The 19506-nt window shown below is 69.0% G+C and carries 16 protein-coding genes; 4 read left to right on the top strand and 12 right to left on the bottom strand.

Annotation, left to right across the window (positions count from 1 at the left end; translation table 11 throughout):
- The first annotated feature begins 19 nt into the window (after positions 1-19).
- Complete coding sequence (locus tag AB0H49_RS05080; protein ID WP_357247318.1) at positions 20-2272, top strand: serine/threonine-protein kinase; 2253 nt, start codon at positions 20-22, stop codon at positions 2270-2272.
- On the opposite strand, the gene AB0H49_RS05075 is transcribed toward AB0H49_RS05080, so the two are convergent.
- Positions 2273-4231 (bottom strand): AMP-binding protein, encoded by a 1959-nt coding sequence (locus AB0H49_RS05075; protein ID WP_357247953.1) that lies wholly within the window; start codon positions 4229-4231, stop codon positions 2273-2275.
- Positions 4232-4560: 329 nt separating this feature from the next.
- Here AB0H49_RS05075 and AB0H49_RS05070 point away from each other — a divergent pair, with 329 nt between their 5' ends.
- A complete protein-coding gene (locus tag AB0H49_RS05070; protein ID WP_355001544.1) occupies positions 4561-4782 on the top strand; it encodes a hypothetical protein in 222 nt (73 codons plus the stop codon).
- A complete protein-coding gene (locus tag AB0H49_RS05065; protein WP_357247314.1) occupies positions 4782-6005 on the top strand; it encodes a hypothetical protein in 1224 nt (407 codons plus the stop codon). Before AB0H49_RS05070 ends, AB0H49_RS05065 begins: the two co-directional genes overlap by 1 nt.
- Before the next feature lie 63 nt (positions 6006-6068).
- Here AB0H49_RS05065 and AB0H49_RS05060 read toward each other — a convergent pair whose 3' ends face one another.
- From AB0H49_RS05060 to AB0H49_RS05020, 9 genes are all read right to left on the bottom strand, one after another.
- Entirely contained in the window at positions 6069-6689 is a 621-nt protein-coding gene (locus tag AB0H49_RS05060; RefSeq protein ID WP_357247311.1) for a hypothetical protein, read from the bottom strand.
- Positions 6690-6991: 302 nt separating this feature from the next.
- A complete protein-coding gene (locus AB0H49_RS05055; protein WP_357247308.1) occupies positions 6992-7744 on the bottom strand; it encodes a hypothetical protein in 753 nt (250 codons plus the stop codon).
- On the bottom strand, positions 7741-8922 hold the full coding sequence (locus AB0H49_RS05050; RefSeq protein ID WP_357247306.1) for a M64 family metallopeptidase: 1182 nt from the start codon (positions 8920-8922) through the stop codon (positions 7741-7743). The genes AB0H49_RS05055 and AB0H49_RS05050 overlap by 4 nt, the downstream gene beginning before the upstream one ends.
- Positions 8909-9352: a hypothetical protein gene (locus tag AB0H49_RS05045; protein WP_357247304.1), complete on the bottom strand. Its 444-nt coding sequence runs from the start codon at positions 9350-9352 to the stop codon at positions 8909-8911. The genes AB0H49_RS05050 and AB0H49_RS05045 overlap by 14 nt, the downstream gene beginning before the upstream one ends.
- 324 nt (positions 9353-9676) lie before the next feature.
- A complete protein-coding gene (gene thpD / locus AB0H49_RS05040; protein WP_357247300.1) occupies positions 9677-10573 on the bottom strand; it encodes an ectoine hydroxylase in 897 nt (298 codons plus the stop codon).
- 15 nt (positions 10574-10588) lie between these two features.
- Positions 10589-10984 carry an ectoine synthase gene (locus tag AB0H49_RS05035; protein ID WP_355001551.1) on the bottom strand — a complete coding sequence of 132 codons (396 nt, stop codon included), beginning with the start codon at positions 10982-10984 and terminating at the stop codon, positions 10589-10591.
- Positions 10981-12291, bottom strand: coding sequence for a diaminobutyrate--2-oxoglutarate transaminase (gene ectB, locus AB0H49_RS05030; RefSeq protein WP_355001552.1), 1311 nt, complete (start codon positions 12289-12291; stop codon positions 10981-10983). Before ectB ends, AB0H49_RS05035 begins: the two co-directional genes overlap by 4 nt.
- On the bottom strand, positions 12288-12866 hold the full coding sequence (gene ectA / locus AB0H49_RS05025) for a diaminobutyrate acetyltransferase (protein ID WP_357247296.1): 579 nt from the start codon (positions 12864-12866) through the stop codon (positions 12288-12290). The genes ectB and ectA overlap by 4 nt, the downstream gene beginning before the upstream one ends.
- Positions 12867-12984: 118 nt before the next feature.
- On the bottom strand, positions 12985-13695 hold the full coding sequence (locus AB0H49_RS05020) for a response regulator transcription factor (RefSeq protein ID WP_357247950.1): 711 nt from the start codon (positions 13693-13695) through the stop codon (positions 12985-12987).
- A 316-nt stretch (positions 13696-14011) separates the two neighbouring features.
- Here AB0H49_RS05020 and AB0H49_RS05015 point away from each other — a divergent pair, with 316 nt between their 5' ends.
- Positions 14012-18718 (top strand): cation-translocating P-type ATPase, encoded by a 4707-nt coding sequence (locus tag AB0H49_RS05015; RefSeq protein ID WP_357247293.1) that lies wholly within the window; start codon positions 14012-14014, stop codon positions 18716-18718.
- Between the two features lie 62 nt (positions 18719-18780).
- Here the strand turns inward: AB0H49_RS05015 and AB0H49_RS05010 are convergent, their stop codons facing one another.
- Positions 18781-19053, bottom strand: a complete 273-nt coding sequence (locus AB0H49_RS05010; RefSeq protein ID WP_355001555.1) for a hypothetical protein — start codon at positions 19051-19053, stop codon at positions 18781-18783.
- Positions 19054-19090: 37 nt separating this feature from the next.
- Positions 19091-19489: a hypothetical protein gene (locus AB0H49_RS05005; protein WP_355001556.1), complete on the bottom strand. Its 399-nt coding sequence runs from the start codon at positions 19487-19489 to the stop codon at positions 19091-19093.
- Positions 19490-19506 lie beyond the last annotated feature (17 nt).

The raw sequence follows: 19506 nt of genomic DNA, 5'->3' as shown, positions 1-19506 counted from the left end.
CCGGCGTTAGTATGCGCACATGGCGCACCCCGCTACACCGGTACCCGGGGCGACGGTCGCAACGGGCTCGTCGCCCGCCGCGGCCGGGCGCGGTACCGGTGTAGCGGAGGTGGTCGCGCGGTTCGAGGAGGCGTGGCGGGACGCGCCGGCCCCGCCGGACCTGCCCGCCTTCCTGCCCGACTCCCCCGCCATCCGCCGGGTGTCGTTGATCGAGCTGATCAAGGTCGATCTCGTGAACCGGTGGTCGCGCAACACCGCGCCCAAGCGCCTCGCCGAATACGTCGAGGAGCTGCCGGAGCTGAGTACCTGGCCGTTGCCGCCGGATCTCATCTACGAGGAATTCCACGTGCGCAGGCAGGCGGGCACCTCGGTGCAGGTCGGCGAGTACACCGCCGCGTATCCCGCACAGGCCCAAGAGCTTTCGGAGATGCTGGCCACCGACGACTACCACAGCACCATGCTGACGGCGGCCACCGAACCGGTCCGCCTCGACGACGTCGACGTGGGCCAGCGCATCGATGACTTCGACCTGATGACCAGCCTCGGCCGCGGCGCCTTCGCCAAGGTGTTCCTGGCCAGGCAGCGGTCCATGCAGCGGTTGGTCGCGCTGAAGATCTCGCGCGACAAGGGCGCCGAGCCGCAGACGCTGGCCCAGCTCGACCACGAGTACATCGTGCGGGTCTTCGATCAGCGGGTGCTGCCGTCCCGTCACCTGCGCCTGCTGTACATGCAGTACGTGCCGGGCGGCACGCTGTTCTCGGTGCTGGAGCGGGTGCGCGCGACGCCGCCCGGCGAGCGCCGCGGTGCGCTGCTGCTCGAGGTCGTCGACGCGGTGCTGGCGAGCAAGGGCGAGATCACGCCGGTCGAGTCGTCGGTGCGCGCCGAGCTGGCCGGCCTGTCATGGCCGGAGACCATCGCCTGGCTCGGCCGTCGGCTGGCCGAAGCGCTCGACTACGCGGGCCGCCGCGGTGTGCTGCACCGCGACATCAAACCCGCCAACGTCCTGCTGACCGCGGAGGGCATTCCGAAGCTCGCCGACTTCAACATCAGCTTCAGCGGCAACGTGTCCGGCGCGAGTCCGGTGGCCTATTTCGGCGGTTCGCTGGCGTACATGTCACCGGAGCAGCTGGCGGCGGTGCATCCCGACAAGCCGGGCACGGCCGCCGATCTCGACACCCGCAGCGATCTGTACTCGCTCGCCGTGGTGCTGTGGGAGCTGCTGACCGGAGGCAAACCGTTCCACGACGACGCGGTGACCGGCGGTGACCGAACCACCTTGGACGGCATGCTGGATCGCCGCGCGGCGGGCACGGACGCGCTGCCCTACGAGGACCTGCCGCCGGATTGCCCGGCCGCGCTGCGCCGCGCGCTGGTGCGCGCCCTCGAACCCGATCCCGACCGGCGCTGGGAGTCCGGCGCGGAGATGGCCCAGCAACTCGACGTCTGCCTGGACGCCCGCGCCCGCGACCTGGTCGATCCGCCCCCTGGCAGCTGGCGGACGCGCGTCTGGCAGCTGATGATTCCGGTCATGGCAGGCGCCATCGGCGTGCCGAACTGGTTCGCCATCTGGTACAGCTACCAGCACAACCGGACGCTGATCATCGACAAACTGGACGATCAAGCCCAGGAACAATTCCGCCAGATCGCGCTGAACGCCTACGGCCTCTGCTTCCTGATCGGCTTCATCGTCACCAACGTGCTCATCGCCGATCTGTTGCCGATCGCCTTCGGCTTGCAGAGGGGACGCGAGTACGACGCGGCCCGGCTCGCCAAAGCGCGTTCGGACACCCTGCGACTCGCCCAGCGCAATGTGCTGACCTGCTTCGCGCTGTGGGCGTTGTCCGGCATCGTCGTGCCGGTGACGGTGCAGGCCTCGGGCAACCAGCTCACTTCGGAGGCGTACCTGCACTTCTTCATCACCCAGATCGTGTGCGGAGCCATCGCGATGGCCTACCCGTACTTCCTGGTCAGCTTCTACGCGGTGCGCAGCCTGTATCCGAGATTCCTGCCGCATGGCGGCCTCGGCCCGGCGGACGCGATCCAGCTCGAGCAACTGGACGAGCGCAGCACCTACTTCCTCGCCATCGCCGCCGCGGTGCCGCTGCTCGGCGTCGCGGGCGCGACCTTCATTCCGGCCGAGGACATTCCGGCCGTCATCGTGGCGCTGCGGGTGCTGTGCGTGGGCAGTGCCGCCGCCTTCGTCGGCGTGTACTGGCTGTTCCGCATGCTGGAGAAGGACCTAGCCGCGCTGGAGCGCATCGTCGCGCGGTGATCAGCCGGGCCGGACGAGCGCGCGCTTGAGGATCTTGCCCGTCGCGTTGCGCGGCAACGCCTCGAGGAACGTCACGTCGCGCGGCACCGAGAAGCGGCTGAGCCGGTGCCGGATGTAGTCGCGCACCATCTCCCGATCCATCCGGGCGCCATCCCGGGTCACCACGAACGCCGCGAGCCGCTGCCCGAATTCGCGGTCCGGCACGCCGACCACGGCTACCTCGCTGACCTGCGGCAGCCGCAACAGCGCCTCCTCGACCGGGCGCGGGAAGACGTTCTCGCCGCCGGAGATGATCATCTCGTCGTCGCGTCCGGCGACGAACACCAAGCCGTCGGCGTCGACGTAGCCGAGATCGCCGGTGTCGAGCATGCCGCCCGCTTCGGTGGGCGGCGCGGCATCGGTGTAGCCGTCGAAGAGCATGTGGTTGTTGACGAAGATGCGGCCGGTCACCCCGCGCGGCACCGGACGCAGGTCGGCGTCGAGCACCGCGACTTTCGTGCCGAGCGGCGGGCGGCCTGCGGTGGTCGGCGCGGCGCGCAGGTCGGCGGGGTCGGCGATGGTCGCCCAGGACACCTCTGTGGAGCCGTAAATGTTGTAGAGGACGTCGCCGAAGGCGTCCATGAACCGCAGCACCGCCGAACCGTCCAGCGGCGCGCCGCAGCTGGCGACGATCCGCAGGCTGGAGGTGTCGTAGCGGGCCCGCACGTGCGCGGGCAGGTCCAGGATCCGGTTCACCATCACCGGCACCACGACCATCGCGCTGACGCGGTACCGCTCGATCAGGCGCAGGCATTCCTCGGCGTCGAAACGCTCGGTGAGCAGCACGCTCGCCCGGATCGGCGTGCTGATCTGCAAAGCGGCCAGACCCCAGGTGTGAAACAGCGGCGTGGGCAGGAGCATCGTCTCGTCCATCCGGAACGGGATGCGCGAGAGCAGGGCTGCGACGGTGCCGAAACCTTTGGGCTGCGGGCGTCGTGCGCTCTTGGGCGTACCGCTGGTGCCGGAGGTCAACACGATCAGGCGGCCGGGTTGGGCCGGTCTGGTGAAGGGCGGGGTGTCCCAGGCGACCAGGTCGTCGACCGTCGCGGGACCGCCCTGGTACGGGTCGGAGGTGGAGTAGCGCGGCAGCTCCGGCGACACCGAGCGCAGCAGCGGATCGAACTCGTCGTCGCGGAATACCGCGGCGAGATCGTGCTTCTCGATCACGTCGCGGATCTGGCGCGCGGAAAGCCCGGTGTTCAGCAGCAACGCGTCGACGCCGACCTTGCCCGCGGCGACCATGCACTCCACCATCGCGGCGCTGTTGCGCGAGAGCACCCCGATCGCGCTGCCCTCCCCCATGCCGAGCGCGACCAGCGCACCGGCCAGTCGATGCGTGCGGCCGTGCACTTCGGCGAAGCTGTAGGTCGTCCGGGCGTCGATGAGCGCGGGCCGCTGCGGGGTGTAGGCCGCGGCGGCCGCGTAGCCGCCCGCGAGGGTGAAGCCCCATTTGGCAAGTCCGCCCAGCTGTTTCAGCCCGCGGTCGGGACGATAACTGCGCACCACGCCGGTGCTGACCAGCTGCCGAGCGACGCCGATCTGCAAGCGTGCCAACGAATCCTCGCCATTGACCAGCACCGAGGTCGGCGCACCGCGCACCGCGTCGGCGATCCGGTCCAATCCCGCACTGGTCCAGGCGATCACCGCCGATTTGTCGAACGCGGCGATGCTCGGATGCACCCGCCCCAGCCCGACGTAGGTCACGGTGACCCGGGTGCGTTCTTCGTTGCCGCGCAAGCGAACCGAGGCGAATCCGCCCGCGCCCGGACATTGGAATTCGAGAATTTCGCGCTCCCGCGCGACAACCAGATGAATGGGCGGTACGGTGATCTCGGTGTCGGGCCCAGCGGCGCGAACTATCAGAATGGTTTGCGTTTCTGATGTTTCGGCGCGCTCGCAGGATCCGACCCCCTGAAACATTCGCGCGTAGGTCTGCGGTTCGGTGAGCAGATCCCACACCGCCGTGCGGTCGACTGCGTACTCGGCATCTACGGTGATGACATCGGTAACCAACTGTGTGCATTTCTCTCCGGCCCACCCGTGTGCGCGGGTCGGCGTGGTCACGTATTTGTACCGACAGGTAACAGTTAGGTCAAGGCCCGGTGGAATCCGCCGGACGCGCCGGTGACTTTTCGGTCAAACGTCCAATTATGGGAATCCGTCCCGCATTCCGTGCGGACCTGCACAATGTGATCGAGAAAAGCCTTCGCGGCCCGCCACGGTCGCGGAGGCCGCACGACGGGAGAACGATGACCGCCAGAGCCCACCTGGAGCGCGAATTGGGCGGACCGTTCGCCGCCCTCGATCTGCTGACCGAGCAGGAGATCGACGAACTCGCCGAAATGGTCGACGCCGCACTGCGTACCGAGACCGCTACCCTCGCCGACTCCGTGGACGCGGTGGTCGGCGCGCTGCCGTGGCCGCTGCGCACGGCGGCGAAGAAGATCATGTTCGGAAACCGGCTCGGCTGATGACCGACCTGGTCACCAGGGCACAGCTCGTCCTGCTCGCCCGCACGCTGCACGTCCCCGCCGAACGCCTCGCGCACCTCGAGAAGCTGGGCGCCGCACGGCTGCACGAACTGCAACAGCGCATCGCGCGCCGGATCTTCGACGAGCACACGGCCACCTTCCGGCGCGTCGGCATGCTGGTTCCGGTTGTCCCGCTGAGCATTTCGCTGCCGCTGGTCCAGCGCATGGTGCCGCCGACGATGGCGGGCCGCGCCGCGGGCGCGGTCGGCGTCGAGCATCCGAGGAAGGCCGCCGAGGCGCTCGGCATGCTGGAGGTCTCCTACGCCGCGGACTGCGCGCCGTATCTGGATCCGCGCACGGTCGGCGAGCTGGCCGACGTCGCACCGCCGGGGCCGGTCGTCGCGATCACCAACGAGCTGCTGCGCCGGGGCGACTACGTCACCGCGGGTCCGTTCCTCGCCTACGCCACACCCGCGCTCATCCGCGCCGTCGAGGCGGGCGTGCACGACGACGAAGGCATGATCCGCTCGGCCGCCTACGCGTATTCGAGCGCGAGCATCAGCGCCGTCATCCGGGAGATGCTGCACGGTTCCGCGCAGCGGATCCCGCGCCTGGCCGCCACCCTCCTGTCCGGTTCCGCGGAGCTGCGGCTGACCGCGCTGTCGGTCTTCGCGCGCTGCGACGAGGACGTGATCGCCGCGCTGGGCGGCATTCTCATCGATGTCGGCACCGTCGAGCAGAACGGCGACCTCGTCCGTGTCGCGGCCGAGGCGGGCGCGATCCGCGAATTGCTGACGCTCGTCGGGCATCTCGGCCCTTCGGCGCTCGACACGCTGGCCGCCAATCCGGTGACCGCCGACCACGCCGTCATGTCGGCGCTGGTGGCAGCGGTCGCCGAACAGCTGGAGCCCGCGACGCTGCGCGGTCTGGTGAATCTGCTGGAACGCGCCGACGCCGAGACGACGCGTCGGTGGGGCAGGCTGCTGTTCGAGTCGGCCGACGCGGTGCTCGTCGAGTTGCCCGTGCTCGTCACCGAGGCCAGACTATGGCCCGCGCTGCTGCGGATACTGGCCGAGATCGACGGTGAGACCCAGACCCGCCTCGGCGAGGCATGGGCGAAACTGCCCGCGGCGGACCGCGAGACGCTCGAACGGCGAGTCCACGAACTACGCCTGGACACCCGCCTGGCCACGCTCACCGTCACGATGAACATCTACGGCTGACGTGTCTCCTTCGCGAACGGGTCCCGTGGTAATCCGAAGACCAGCGGATATGACTGTCGGATCTCATGCCGAGGCAAGTCGCCGGGCGATCGCGGCGGCGATCGGAAGCCCGGCCTGCTGCTCGTAGTACGAGAACGCAGGGCTGGGATTGGCCTCGAAGCACACGGCTTCCCCTTCCGGGGTGATACGAAGATCGATTCCGGCGAGCTCCAGCCCCAAGGTTCGGGATAAACGAACACAGCGTCCAGCCAGTTCGTCATCGATCGAATACGCGTCGACCACCGCGAGCGGTGCCCCACTTGCGGACCCGTATCGATAGTCGGTGGCCCAGCTCGTTACCCGCGCGGCGAAAGCGTCGTCGCCGACGGTATGGACGCGGACATCTACGCCGTCCACGTAGGACTGGAACTGGACCGGACACCCTCGGATTCGGTCGAGACGACCGATGTCCAGGTCGGTGAGCAGCTTGACCACAGAACGAACACCGCTCATCGACTTGTAGACGATCCGGCCGTGGCGCGCCCGAAATTCGAGGACCTCGGCGGGATCGCTCGTGATCAGCGTCTCCGGGACGTTGAATCCTGCTGCCGAAATGAGTTGCAGCTGATACGGCTTGGACGCATTGCTGGTCTGGGCCGATGCTCGGTTCACCACCAGCGCGGGGGTCATCTCGAGCCAGGTCATCAGCTGGTCGTGCAGGGTTCGGCGGTGCATGCGGCCAGGCGAGTCGACCGGCTCCGACGCGATCTCAGGAAGGAGTCGATCGTCCATCGTGCGGACGTAAACGCTGCGGATCGACTCCAGTTCGGCCCGCCCCGAGCAGTCCTCGATCGTGCCACCCACGCGCCCGTCCGCGACCTCCAATCGCAGGGTGGTGACGAGAGCCTGTCGCTGATCGAACCAGCGAAACGGGGTTCGCATACGCTCCAACTCGACGGCTACCAGAGCCATTGGCGGCTCCGAACGGATCCCGCACAACATGACGGTCATCGGCTCAGGACCTTCGACAAGGCATCGATCGCCCGGTCACCGGCCACGCGTAGATCGGCCATCGGCATTATCCCCGTGAAGACCGGCGACGTATCAGGTGACCGATCGAGTCCAATGTGGAGCAACGACACTTCGGCGAGATCGGCCAAGCGGCGGCAGGCCGAGCGAACGTCCTCCGAGAGCGGCGGATCCGATAGGACGATGTCCCCGATCACGAGCGCCCAAGACGTCCATTCGTTGTCGGCAGGACATGATTTCGGCATAGTGTCATGCCAGCGCCATGGACGGTGGGGCAAGCCGGCCCGCGTGGCCAGCAGATACCATTCTGCGGGCGAACGCCACCGCCCTGCCAGAACATAGGGATGCGGCAGCTCGACCACGTGCGCTCCCGTCCGACACATCGAGTGCAACGCACTGCACAGCAGGGCGCGGAACTCCTGCTCGGTGTATTCCACATCCTCCTGCTCGATCCTGGCGAGGTAGGACGACGGAATCTGCACGAGGCGATTGAGGACCCAACCGACATCCTCTTGATGTATCCGCCGTCCGTCGGCGAGCACCACGTCGAAACGTGCGCCCGCTGGTCCGACAGTGTGACGCCAGCGCGATCCCGAGCAGAGCGCTTCGGTGGTGACGACTTGCGTGGCAGCTCCGCGCCTGCGCAGCTGCTGATCCACCCATCCGGCAACGGGATCGCCGGGCTCGCACAGGATGAGCCCGAAACGCCGCGCCGCCGCGTGCCCGATCACTCGCGTGGCGGTTCGTTTTGCAGGGCACCGCGACTCGAATCGGGCCGTTGCTCACGCTCGATGAAGTGCGCGATGCGGGCCACCGTGTCCTCGAGCCGGTCCAGACGTTGCCCGATATCGACCAGATCCCCGGACTGCGTCCCGGCATCCGGCATCGGATTCCCGAGTGCGGGGTTGCTGACTTCCACCTCGAGCTTCTCCAGCTTGATCTCCTTGAAGACCTCCTTGATCTCGATCTTCTCGAGCTTGATCTCTTTGAACTCCTTGATCTCCTTCAACTCCTTGACGATCGTCTTGGACGGCAGGAGCGGGGTGAGAGTCTCGGTGATCCGTCGGCGGCACACGGCGCAGAAGGGCCGCGGGGAACACCTGTCCACGGTCCGCATGCGGCAGTCGAACTGCGGGCGGAAGACGCCACAGTGATAGTAGTTCGCGCCCTCGTACGCACCCACCGTGTCCGGCGCGCGCGGATTGGACTGCGGATCGCATATCGAGCAGTCTGTGTTGGACGTCGTCGGCATCGGGGTGCCGGCAAGCACGAGGTCTCGCCATTTGATCGTCGCGCGGTTGCTGTCGATGGTGACGTTCGGAAAGTCCGGCTCCACCGTGGGATGGCGGTCGCGGCCCACATCTCGCCCGCATTCCAGGTAGTACTCGTACTCGTCGGCGAGACCGAAAGCCGTGTGCCCCATTTCGTGGAGTCCGATCTCGGCTGCTCCGGCAGCCATGGAAAAGACTGCCACGGCGCCCCCGGATCCGCCGTAAACCTTGGAGTTGACGAGGACCATGATCATGTTCCAGGCGGGCACATTGGCCCCGACCGTACTCATCACGGTGGCGGTGTCGACGACCAAGAGCCGTCGGGCACCGCTGTTGCAGAAACTGGCGTCGAAGTACGTGGCCGCGACCGAGCCTGTCCCGCAGCACGCAGTGGGATCGTCCGCGCCACTGTCTGTGGACGCCACGTCCAGGCGATAGACGTTCAGGGCCGCTTGCAGCCTGTCGAACGGGGCGGTGCCGAGGAGTGTGCCGACAAAGCTCTGCGCATCCGTCGCGAATTTCTCGATCTCGGCGGCCCGGTAACCCTCGGCAACGAGAACCAACGTCCAGCGATCGCTGTCGGGCCCGTGATCGAGGATCTTGGTAGCACCCAGGACGCTGCCGTCACCGATTCCCATGGGCACGGCCTCGCTTTCGGCGCAGTGGGAAGTGCGCAAGCGGTTCAGCGGGCCCCCCACTCCTCTCGGGATCGAGGGGACTGCTCACCAGTACCAGGCTGTCCGCCGCTGGTAGATCCGGGATGAGGATCGCGAACACGCCGTGCGGCCGGTCCACCTTGTGGCGCTGCGCACCCGTGTCGGGTTCGTGCGCCTCCGCGTCGAACCGGATGGGGTTACTCGCGACGCGCCGGTAGATGACTTTGCCCTTCGCGTCTCGCACCTCGAACCAGAAGCCGCTGCGGCCCTCGTAGCCCTTCAGCGCATCGCTCGGCGGCACCGCCATCTCCACCTCTTGCCGGTCGCTGACCGCGACTCTCCGGCCGTCGTACTTCATGAGGAGACGCAGCGCACGGTTCGGCTGCGGCTGTTGCTCGCTTCTGACACTCACCGACCGTCCTGGCATTTTCGAATTGTCCGACCGAGGAGTGCCACCGGGCGTGAGTACTGCACTACTCGTATTGCGAGCACGCAGAACTTCCCGCGTGGGGACGGCATTGTCGCCGTGCCCCTTGGCTCGCGACGATCGATCACGCGAGCTCATCGGTACCGGGGAAGCAGCCGGGGAGTGGGCGCATACCCACGACCGAAACACCGCGCCGTGCGCATCCCGTGAGGGACGCGCACGGCGCGGTATCGGAATCGCGCACGTCGTTGTGCGAAATCCCGCCGCGGCGCCGACCCGACATCACACACCGCGGCGCTGGAGCACCGGCTACACGGGGGTGAAATCCCGGCTGCCGATGTAGGTGGGTCGCCGTCCCGGCGCGGCGAACGGCTCCTCCAAAACGTTCTCCACGCTGTTGAACACCAGGAAGATGTTCGAGCGCGGGAAGGGAGTGATGTTGTTGGACGAGCCGTGCATGATGTTCGAGTCGAACAGCAGTGCCGACCCCGCCCGACCGGTGAACTGCACGATGCCGTGCTTGCTCGCGAGCGTCGCGATGTCATCGGTGGTCGGCACACCGATCTCCTGCTCCTGCAACGACTCCCGGTAGTGCTCGGCGGGCGTGCTGCCCTGGCACGGGACGAAGGTGCGGTGCGAGCCGGGCATCACCATCAGGCTCCCGTTGACCGGGTGGTTGTCGGTCAACGCGATCGACAGGCTCACCGCGCGCGGGCTCGGCATGCCGTCCTCGGCGTGCCAGGTCTCGAAATCCGAGTGCCAGTAGAACCCCGTTCCGCGAAAGCCGGGCATGTAGTTGATCCGGGTCTGATGCAGATAGACATCCGATCCGAGCACCTGCCTGGCCAGCCCGGCCACCCGCGATTCGCGCACCAACTCGGCGACCGCGTCGCTGAGCTTGTGCACCTCGAAGATGGACCGGACGCGGCGTGACGCCTTCTCCACGATGAACCGGTCGTCGTCGGTCAACGCCGGATCGGCGGCGAGCCTGCCGATCTCGGCGCCGAACAGGGCCACCTCGTCGGCACTGAGCAGGTCCTCGACGACCGCGAATCCGTCGCGATCGAAGGTGGCCAGCTCCTCGGACTCGATCGTCCCCCACACCGTGGGGTCGGGTCGCTCGATGTGCCGTGGGCGCGCACCGGTTCGGGTGGGGTACCGATCGATGCGCTCGACCTCGTCGCGCTCGATGGTCTGTGGCAACACTTCTCGCCGCTCCTTTCAGCCGATCGGCGCCGCGACCAGCGGGTAGACGCCGTTGCTGTCGTGAACCTCCTGCCCGGTGACCGGCGGGTTGAACACGCACATCATCCGCATGGTGCTGCGCACCTCGAGACGGTGGCGTTCGTTGCCGTCGAGCAGGTACATGGATCCGGGGCCGAGCTCGTAGGTGACGTCGTTGTCCAGGTCCGTGAGCGTGCCCTCGCCCTCGATCAACCACACCGCCTCCACGTGGTGGCGGTAGTGGAACTCGTGCACGGTCCCGGCCTCGATGGTGGTCTCGTGGAAGGAGAAACCGACGCCGTCGCCGCCGAGCACGATCCGCTTGCTGCGCCAGCCCTTGCCCGCGACGTCGCGTTCGGTGCCGGTTATCTCCGCGGTGCTGCGCACGATCACTGGAGCTCACCGCCCTCGGCCGGGCCGCGGTGGTGCAGGCGGCCCCAGCCGGTGCACACCGTGTCGATGGCGCCGGTGAGCAGCTGCAAGCCGTGGTCGAGCTCCTCGTCGCTGATCGTCAACGGCGGCAACAGCTTCACCACCTCGTCGGTGGAGCCGGAGGTCTCCACCAGCAGACCGCGCTCGAAGGCCACCTGGCAGACCTTGCCCGCCTGCGACGGGTCGTCGAACGCGATGCCGTGCACCAGGCCGCGGCCGCGGGTGGACAGGCCGGGGAAGTGCGCGGCCGCCGCGCCGAGCGCCGTCGCGATGCGCTCGCCCTTGGCGTAGGTGGCGCGCTCGAGCGTGTCGTCGGACCAGTAGTGCTGCAGCGCGGTCTGCGCGGTGACGAAGGCGGGGTTGTTGCCGCGGAAGGTGCCGTTGTGCTCGCCGGGCGCCCACTGGTCCAGCTCGGACTTGAAAAGCACCAGGGCCATGGGCAATCCGTAGCCGCCGATGGACTTCGACAGGGTCACGATGTCGGGGGTGATGCCCGCGACCTCGAAGGAGAAGAACGGGCCGGTGCGGCCGCAGCCCATCTGCACGTCGTCGACGATCAGCAGGATCTCGCGCTCCTCGCACAGCTTGGCCAAGTGCCGAAGCCATTCGGCGCGAGCGACATTCACGCCGCCCTCACCCTGCACCGTCTCCACGATGACCGCGGCGGGGCGGTCGAAGCCCGAGGAGGTGTCGTCGAGCACCCGCTCCATCCACTGGAAGTCGGCGGTGGTGTTGTCGAAGTAGCCGTCGTAGGGCATGTGCGCCGCGTGCACCAGCGGCACGCCCGCGCCGGCGCGCTTGGCGGCGTTGCCGGTCACCGACAGCGCGCCGAGGGTCATGCCGTGGAAGGCGTTGGTGAAGCTGAGGATGGTCTCGCGGCCGGTCACCTTGCGGGCCAGCTTGAGCGCGGCCTCGACGGCGTTGGCGCCGGTCGGTCCGGGGAACTGGACCTTGTAGTCCAGGTCGCGCGGCGCGAAGACGGTATCGCGCAAGGTCTCCAGCAGCTTGCGCTTGGCCGCGGTGGACATGTCCAAGCCGTGCGTGATGCCGTCACTGGCGATGTAGTCCAGCAGCGGCTGCTTGAGGATCGGGTTGTTGTGGCCGTAGTTCAGTGCGCCAGCGCCCGCGAAGAAGTCGAGGTAGTCCTTGCCCTCCTCGTCGCGCAGCCAGGCGCCCTTCGCGGTGGTGAACACGGTGGGCCAGGCACGGCAGTAGCCGCGCACATTCGACTCGAGCGACTCGAAGACGGTGGTTTCGGCGGTGATCATCGAAGCTCCTTCTCAGGCTTTCGCTGCGCGGTCGGCGCGATGCGGTAGAGGTCTTCTGCGGCGTGGTTGTCGGGGAAGACGCCAGGATCGAACAAGGGGCGCTTGGTCATTCGCGCGCCGCGACGGCGGGCCACCGCCGCGAACATCGCGATCGAGGCCGGATTGTCCGGCGAGACGGTGGTTTCCAGCGCCGTGACCCCGTGCGGGGCGACGGTGTCGAGCAGGTGCTCGATCAGCGCGGAGCCGGTGCCCCGGCCGCGCTCGCTGTGCGAAACCGCCACTTGCCAGACGAATACGGTGTCCGGAGCCTGCGGCCGCAGGTAGGCGATGACGAAGCCGACGACCCTGCCGTCCACCTCGGCGACCACCGTCGTGCCGGGGAAGTCCCGACACCACAGCAGGTACGCGTAGCTCGAGTTGGTGTCGAGCACGTGCGAATCCTTCGCGATCCGCCAGATCTGGGCGGCGTCGCCCAGCTGTGGCGCACGAAGGAGTGGAACACCGATGCGGTCGGATCTGTGCCACGCCGTCGCGGCGCGATCGATCGTTTCCGTGGACAAGGTTGGCAGTGACATACAACTCCCAGGTCGGGTCTGCAGTACTTATCCAGGCTTACGAACCAACTTTGAGCTGAAGTGGTCGATCTCTTTGCGGTTGTATTACGAACAGATCACGAGGCAAAACATAATGTGATCAACGTTGCACGTCGAGGCGATATCCGAGCCCGCGCACAGTGACCACGACGCACGGATCCGATGGATCGCGCTCGATCTTCGTTCGCAACCGCCGCATATGGACGTCTACAATGCGCTCGTCGCCGAAAAACCCGTCGTCCCAAACTCGTTCGAGCAAGAGGGCGCGGCTGAGCACGCGCCCCGGCGATTCGGCGAGTTCGCAGAGGAGTCGAAACTCGGTGATTGTCAGGCGTATTTCCTCGGCGCCGCGGCGTACCGCGCCGCCGTCTTTGTCGAGGACGAGCGGCGCGCCCGGATACGCGTCGAGCACCATTTCTCGCGGCGCTTCGCGCTCGGCGGCCAATCGCGCTCTGCGGCGTAGTGCGCGCATGCGCGCGGAGATTTCCTTGATTTCGAATGGCTTGGTGACGAAATCGTCGGCGCCCGCCTCGAGCGCGGCCACGACGTCGTGCGTGTCGTCGCGCGAGCTGATCACGATGATCGGGACGTCGTGGTCGCGGCGGATCTCGCGGATGCAGTCGAAGCCGTCCATGTCGCCGAGCATCAGTTCGACGATCATCACATCGGGGGCGCCGTTGCTGCGCAGACGCGACAGCGCGTCCTCGGCCTCGTTCGCCTCGGCGACGTCGTAGCCTTCGTCCTCCATGGCCATCCGCAGCGCGCCGCGGATCTGGTCGTCGTCGTCGACGATCATCAGGTTCGCGCTCAAGACCCTCATCCCTTGCAGACAGGCGGAAGCGCGGCGTGATGCGGAAATCGCATGCCCAGACGACGCGACAGTCCGCTTCGAGCAGCTTGCCGACCACACGAATACCCGTACCGACCGCTCGGTAAACATCGGGTGGCTGGCGGGTGCCGCTCCGTTCGGGTACCCACCCTTACCCGCGCGCGCATCAATGGCAAATCGGCAGTGATCCTCGCCACGTCGTCTCGGCGGCGCGAACCGGCCGAACAGCGCCGTCGGAACCGCTTCCGCGCTGTTTGTCCGGTGCACTGCCGGGTAGCTGACCGGTATGGGCTTATCGGTGCGCAATATCGTGTTCAACCCGCTGGTCTCCTCCGTCGCGGGCACGGCGGTCGACGTCGCGCGCTCCGGGGTGGGGCTCGCCGTCGACACCGGGATGAAAGCCGCCACCGTGCCGATCCGCGTCGCCGAGACCGGTGTGCGCGCCGCCGTCGCGGGCGCGGAGCTGATGCTCCCCGACGCCGCCGGCCACCTGCGTGACGACCTGGCCGACCTGGTCGACCCGCACACCGGACGAACCCATCGCCGGATCGCCGTGAGCGAGGATCGCGCGACGGTCGAGGTGCGCGGCCTCACCGACATGGACAACCCGGCCATCACCAAGGCGCTCGGCAAGCGACTCGACCGGCTGCGCGCGGTGCGCTGGTGGGAGGTCAACGCGGTCACCGGACGGGTGGTCGCGGCGCTGGCCAACGGCGCGGCGGATCTGCCCGCACTGCTCGCCGAGGTGGAGCGGACCGAGCGCGAGGTCAAGGTCGCGGATCGGGAGTGGAACCGTCGCGCCGAGTTCCCCTCGGATCGAGAACCGTTGCTGGTGGCGGGGATTCAGGTCGCCGGGGATCTGTGCGCGATGGCCGTGGCGACCACGAGCTGGCTGCTGCCGATCAAGCCGCCGGTGCGGGTGCTGCGCTCGATGGCCGCGTTCACCGACGCCCAGCCGCGGCTGCGGCGCGTGCTGGAAGATCGATTGGGCCGTCCGAGAACGGATCTGGTGCTGAGCACCGCGATGGCGATCGGCAACGCGATCGGCAACGCGCCTGCCGCGGGCATGGCGAACCTGGTCGTCGACACGATGCAGCGCACTATGGTGCTGACCGAGGTCGTGGCGCGACGCGCCCAGTGGCGCGACTGGGAGTGCGAACTCACCACGCACGAGGCGCTGGCCGTCGACGATCCGTTGCCCGAGCACTCCAGGCCCGCCGAACTGCCGCGCGGGCCGGTGGAACGGGTCGCCGACGAGGCCTCGGCGGGCGCGCTGCTCAGCGCGGCCGCGTTCGGCGCCTCTCGGCGCGGGGGCGCGGCGTCGGAGGCGCTCGAGCTCGGCGCGCCGAAGGCCGCCCGAGCGACGCGGGAGGCGTACGCCGCCGCCGTCTCGATGACCCTGTCGCGCGCGGGTGTGCTCACCCTGGAGCCGGTCGTATGGCGTCGGTTGGATCGCCTCACCGCGCTGGTGGTGGACGGCGAATCGTTGCTGACCTCGCGCCGCCTGGTGCTCGCGGCCGAACCCATCGACCCGCGCTGGCGGGACCCACGCAGGCGTCGGCGGCGGGACGGCGCCGCCGCGACGGACAGCTCGTCCGAGACCTCACGGGTGTCGACCAACGGGTCGCGACCGACGCACGACGAGCTCGACGAGCAAGTGAAAGCCGACGAGGAGCGCGCCGCGGCCCACGTGTGGAGCGCCGCGCAGCGCCTGCTGCGGTCCGCGGACGGCTTGGACGACGAAGCGGGGCCGAGTGGTTCGCACGGGTTGCGCTTGGTCCAGCCCAAGAGCGGAGCGCCGGATCGCGGCGTCACGGTGCGCCCGGTCTGGCGCGAACTGCGCGACGGCGGCCGCCCGGTGGGCCGGGTCCTGATCGGGCGCGAGCTGGACCGTCGCGCGCACGCCTTGCTCGGCGCCGCGCGCACCGCGGGTCTGCGGGTGACGCTGGTCGGCGGCGAGGATGTCGCGGAATTGCGTTCCCTCGCCGACGAATTCGTCTCCGCGGGGGTGTCGATGAGCAAGCTGGTGAACGGCGCGCAGCAGGACGGTCATGTCGTCGCGGTGCTGAGTCCGCGTGCGCACAAGGCGCTGGCCTGGGCCGACGTGGCGATCGGCGTGTGCGGCGGCGAGTGCGAGTCGATGCGGCCACCGTGGAGCGCCGATCTGATGTGCCGCGATCTGAGCCAGGTCCAGCGGGTGCTGGCCGCGGTGGTCCCGGCCAGGCAGGCCAGCGAACGCGGCCGCGCGCTGGCGCTGTCGGCGTGCGCGCTCGGCGGATTGCTGCTGGCGACCGGTCCGGCGCGGCGCGGACGCAGCTCGCCGATGGTCACCGCGCACTTCGTCGGCCTGGTCAACGGCGCGTTCGCGGGTTGGCAGGCCGTGCGCGGCGAGCCGCGCGCCACTCTGGCGCCGCTGCTGCCGTGGAACGCGCTCGAACCCGACGAGGTGCTCTCCCGGCTACCGGAGCCGCAGGCGCTGGACGCGCGGGTCACCGAGGAATCGCGCACGCCCGCGCTGCTCGCGCCCTTCGCGTCACTGATCTCGTTCGCCGGGCAGCTTCGCCGTGAGCTGGCCGACCCGCTGACGCCCATCCTCGGTGTCGGCGCCGTCGCCACCGCCATCCTCGGCTCTCCCTCCGACGCCCTGCTGCTCTCCTCGGTGCTGACCGTCAACGCGCTGGTCTCCGCGCGGCAACGCCAGAAGGCGGAGAACGCGCTGCACCAGCTGATCGCCGAAGAAGAGGTGACCGCCCGGCTGCTGGATCGCGCCGCGGTGGGCGAGGGCGGCACCGAGCCGGCCGCCGACGCCGACGAGCGGATCGTGCCCGCCCACCGGCTCGTCCTGGGTGATGTCGTCGCGCTGCGGGCGGGCGACGTGGTGCCCGCCGACGCGCGTCTGCTCTGGGTGGACGACCTGGAGATGGACGAATCCGGACTGACCGGCGAATCGGTCACCGTGGAGAAGCAGCTGGCCGCCACGCCGGGCGCCGAGCTCGGTGACCGGGCGTGCATGGTGTTCGAGGGCAGCACGGTGGTGACCGGCGAGGCCTGCGCGGTCGTTGTGGCCGTCGGCGCCGACACGCAGGCCGGGCGCGCTACCGCGGGCGCGGTGCCGCCCGAAAAGGGCGGTGTGCAAGCGCAATTGCGACGTCTGACCGAGCGCGTGCTGCCGCTGACCCTGGCGGGCGGCAGCGCGGTGACGGCGCTGGGCGGCCTGCGCGGACAACCGCTGCGCATCGCGATCGCCGACGGCGTCGGCGTGGCCGTCGCCGCAGTACCGGAAGGGCTGCCGCTGGTCGCCACCGTGGCGCAGCTCGCCGCCGCCCGCAGGCTGTCCCGGTATGGCGTGCTGGTGCGGGCCAGCCGCACCGTCGAGGCGCTCGGCCGCGTCGACACGCTGTGCTTCGACAAGACCGGAACTCTCACCGAAGGGCGATTGCGGCTGACCACCCTCGCCGACTTGGATCGGCAGTGGCCACACGACGCCGATGTCTACAACGCGCGCCGTCTGCTGCGCGCCGCCGCGCGAGCCTGCCCCGACCCGGACGACGGTCCGGTGCTGCACGCCACCGATCGCGCGGTCCTCGATGCCGCCGACGTGCTCGGCGACGACGACCAGTGGGACCCGATCGAGGAGATCCCGTTCGAGTCCAACCGCGGCTACGCCGCCGCGCTCGGGCACACCACCCGCAGGCTGCGCCTCGTCGTCAAGGGCGTCCCCGAGGTGGTGCTGCCCCGCTGCGCGAAGGTGCGCACGGGCGATGAGGACAAGCAGACGCTCACCGACCACCATCGCGAGCGCGCCCAAGCGGTGGTGCGTGATCTCGCCGAACAGGGCCTGCGGGTGCTGGTGGTGGCCCGCCGCGACTTGGCCGAGAAGCCGGCGGACGTCGAGGAGGCGGTCGGCGAACTCACCCTCCTCGGCTTCCTCGGGTTGGCCGACACGCCGCGCCCGCAGACGCTTCCGCTCGTGCAGGCGTTGCGCGAGAACGGCATCGGCATCCGCATGATCACCGGCGACCATCCGGTGACCGCGGCGGCCGTCGCACGACAGCTCGGCATCGACGCGGAGTCGGTGACCACCGGCGCCGATCTGGACCGCCTCGACGACAGCGAACAGACGAAGCTGATCGAGCGGACGACGGTGTTCGCCAGGGTCGCCCCCGAGCAGAAGGTGCGCATCGTCGCCGCGCTGCGCCGCGCGGGGCATGTCGTCGGCATGACCGGCGACGGCAGCAACGACGCAGCCGCGATCCGCAGCGCCGACGTCGGAATCGGTTTGGCCGCACACGGTTCCGCCGCCGCCCGCAACGCCGCCGACTTGGTGCTCACCGAACCGGACCCGACCGCCCTGCTACACGCGCTCGTGGAGGGACGCGGCATGTGGCAGCGGATCAACGACGCCGTCGGCGTGCTGGTCGGCGGCAACGCGGGCGAGGTGGCGTTCACGTTGTACGGCACCGCCGTCAGCGGACACGCGCCGCTCGGCACCCGCCAGTTCCTGCTGGTGAACATGCTCACCGACATGTTCCCCGCGCTGGCGCTCGCGCTCTCCCCCGACCGCGCCGAACAGGACGCCACCGATCCCGAAGAGCGCGCCAGGCAGTTGTCCGAAATCCCGCCCGCGCGGCTCGGACCGGAGCTGGCGCACACCATCGCGGTCCGCGGCGTCACCACCGCCGCAGGGGCGGCGACCGCGTGGACCATCGCCCGCTACACCGGGTCACAGCGCCGGGCCGCCACCATCGGTCTGGTCGCGCTGATCGGCACCCAGCTCGGGCAGACGCTGGTCTCCGGGCACCGCAGCCCGCTGGTCTGGGTGACCACCGCGGCCAGCGGCGTGGTGCTCGGGGCCGTGGTCATGACCCCGGGTGTGTGCGGCTACTTCGGCTGCACCCCGCTGGGCCCGATCGGCTGGACCATCGCGGCGACGACCGCCGCCGCGGCCACCGCGGGCTCGGTGGTGCTCCCCCGCTTCCTGCCGGCACCGGCGGCGACGGACTGACCGCGGACGCGAGAAGATCGGCGCGGCAACCGGTGCCGCGCCGATCGCTCGGTCGTTTCCGGTCAGGACTCCTCGGGGCCCCTGGTGAGCGGGGGCTGGTCCGGAGCGACGTCCGGTTCCTCTGCGTCGAGACGCTCGCCGATCGACTCGCCCGCGCGCTGCTCGGCAGGCGACCGGGCGTAGCGCTCGGCGCCGGACCACGCGTCGGGCGGGTCCATCGCCTGCTCGAGCGGGTCGGCGTCGAGTTCGTCCTCGTCGAGCTGTTCGGTGGTGGACGGAATCTGATCGGTCCACGCCGTGTCGTCCAGCGGCTCCTCGCCTATCGGTTCACTCATGCTTGGGGTTTTGCCGCTGCCGAGCCGACGAAACGGATCAGCGGTCCTCGCGGCGCGGTCGCTCCAGCCGGTTGAAATTGCTCGGCGAGCCGTCGGCCCGTTGCTCCTGGTAGAGGAAGCGCAGCCGCCGGTCGTCGAAGGTCTCGAACCACTCGTCCCAGCCGACCGGGCGCAGCACCGCCCCGCCGTAGCCGGGGAAGTCGAAGCGCAGCACGCCGAGGCGGCCGTTGTACTCGCTGCCCGGCATGGTGGCGGGACGAGCTCCGCGCTCCTCGGCCCACCGTCTGATCACGTCGTGGTTGCGCGTGATCAGGGTGCGGCCCGCTCGGTCCGGCCGCTGCGTCGGCGAGGTGATCTCCTGTGCCTGCTGCAGCGACCTCGAATGCCCGGGTCCGGTGTACGGAGTCCGGGTGGCGGGTCGTCGTTGATCGTCCATGACGACTCCCTCTGCGC

It is taken from the genome of Nocardia sp. NPDC050713, assembly GCF_040654315.1.
Classification (GTDB): Bacteria; Actinomycetota; Actinomycetes; order Mycobacteriales; family Mycobacteriaceae; genus Nocardia.
Note: the sequence above shows the minus strand (reverse complement) of the source record. Positions and strands in the feature narration are given on the sequence as shown.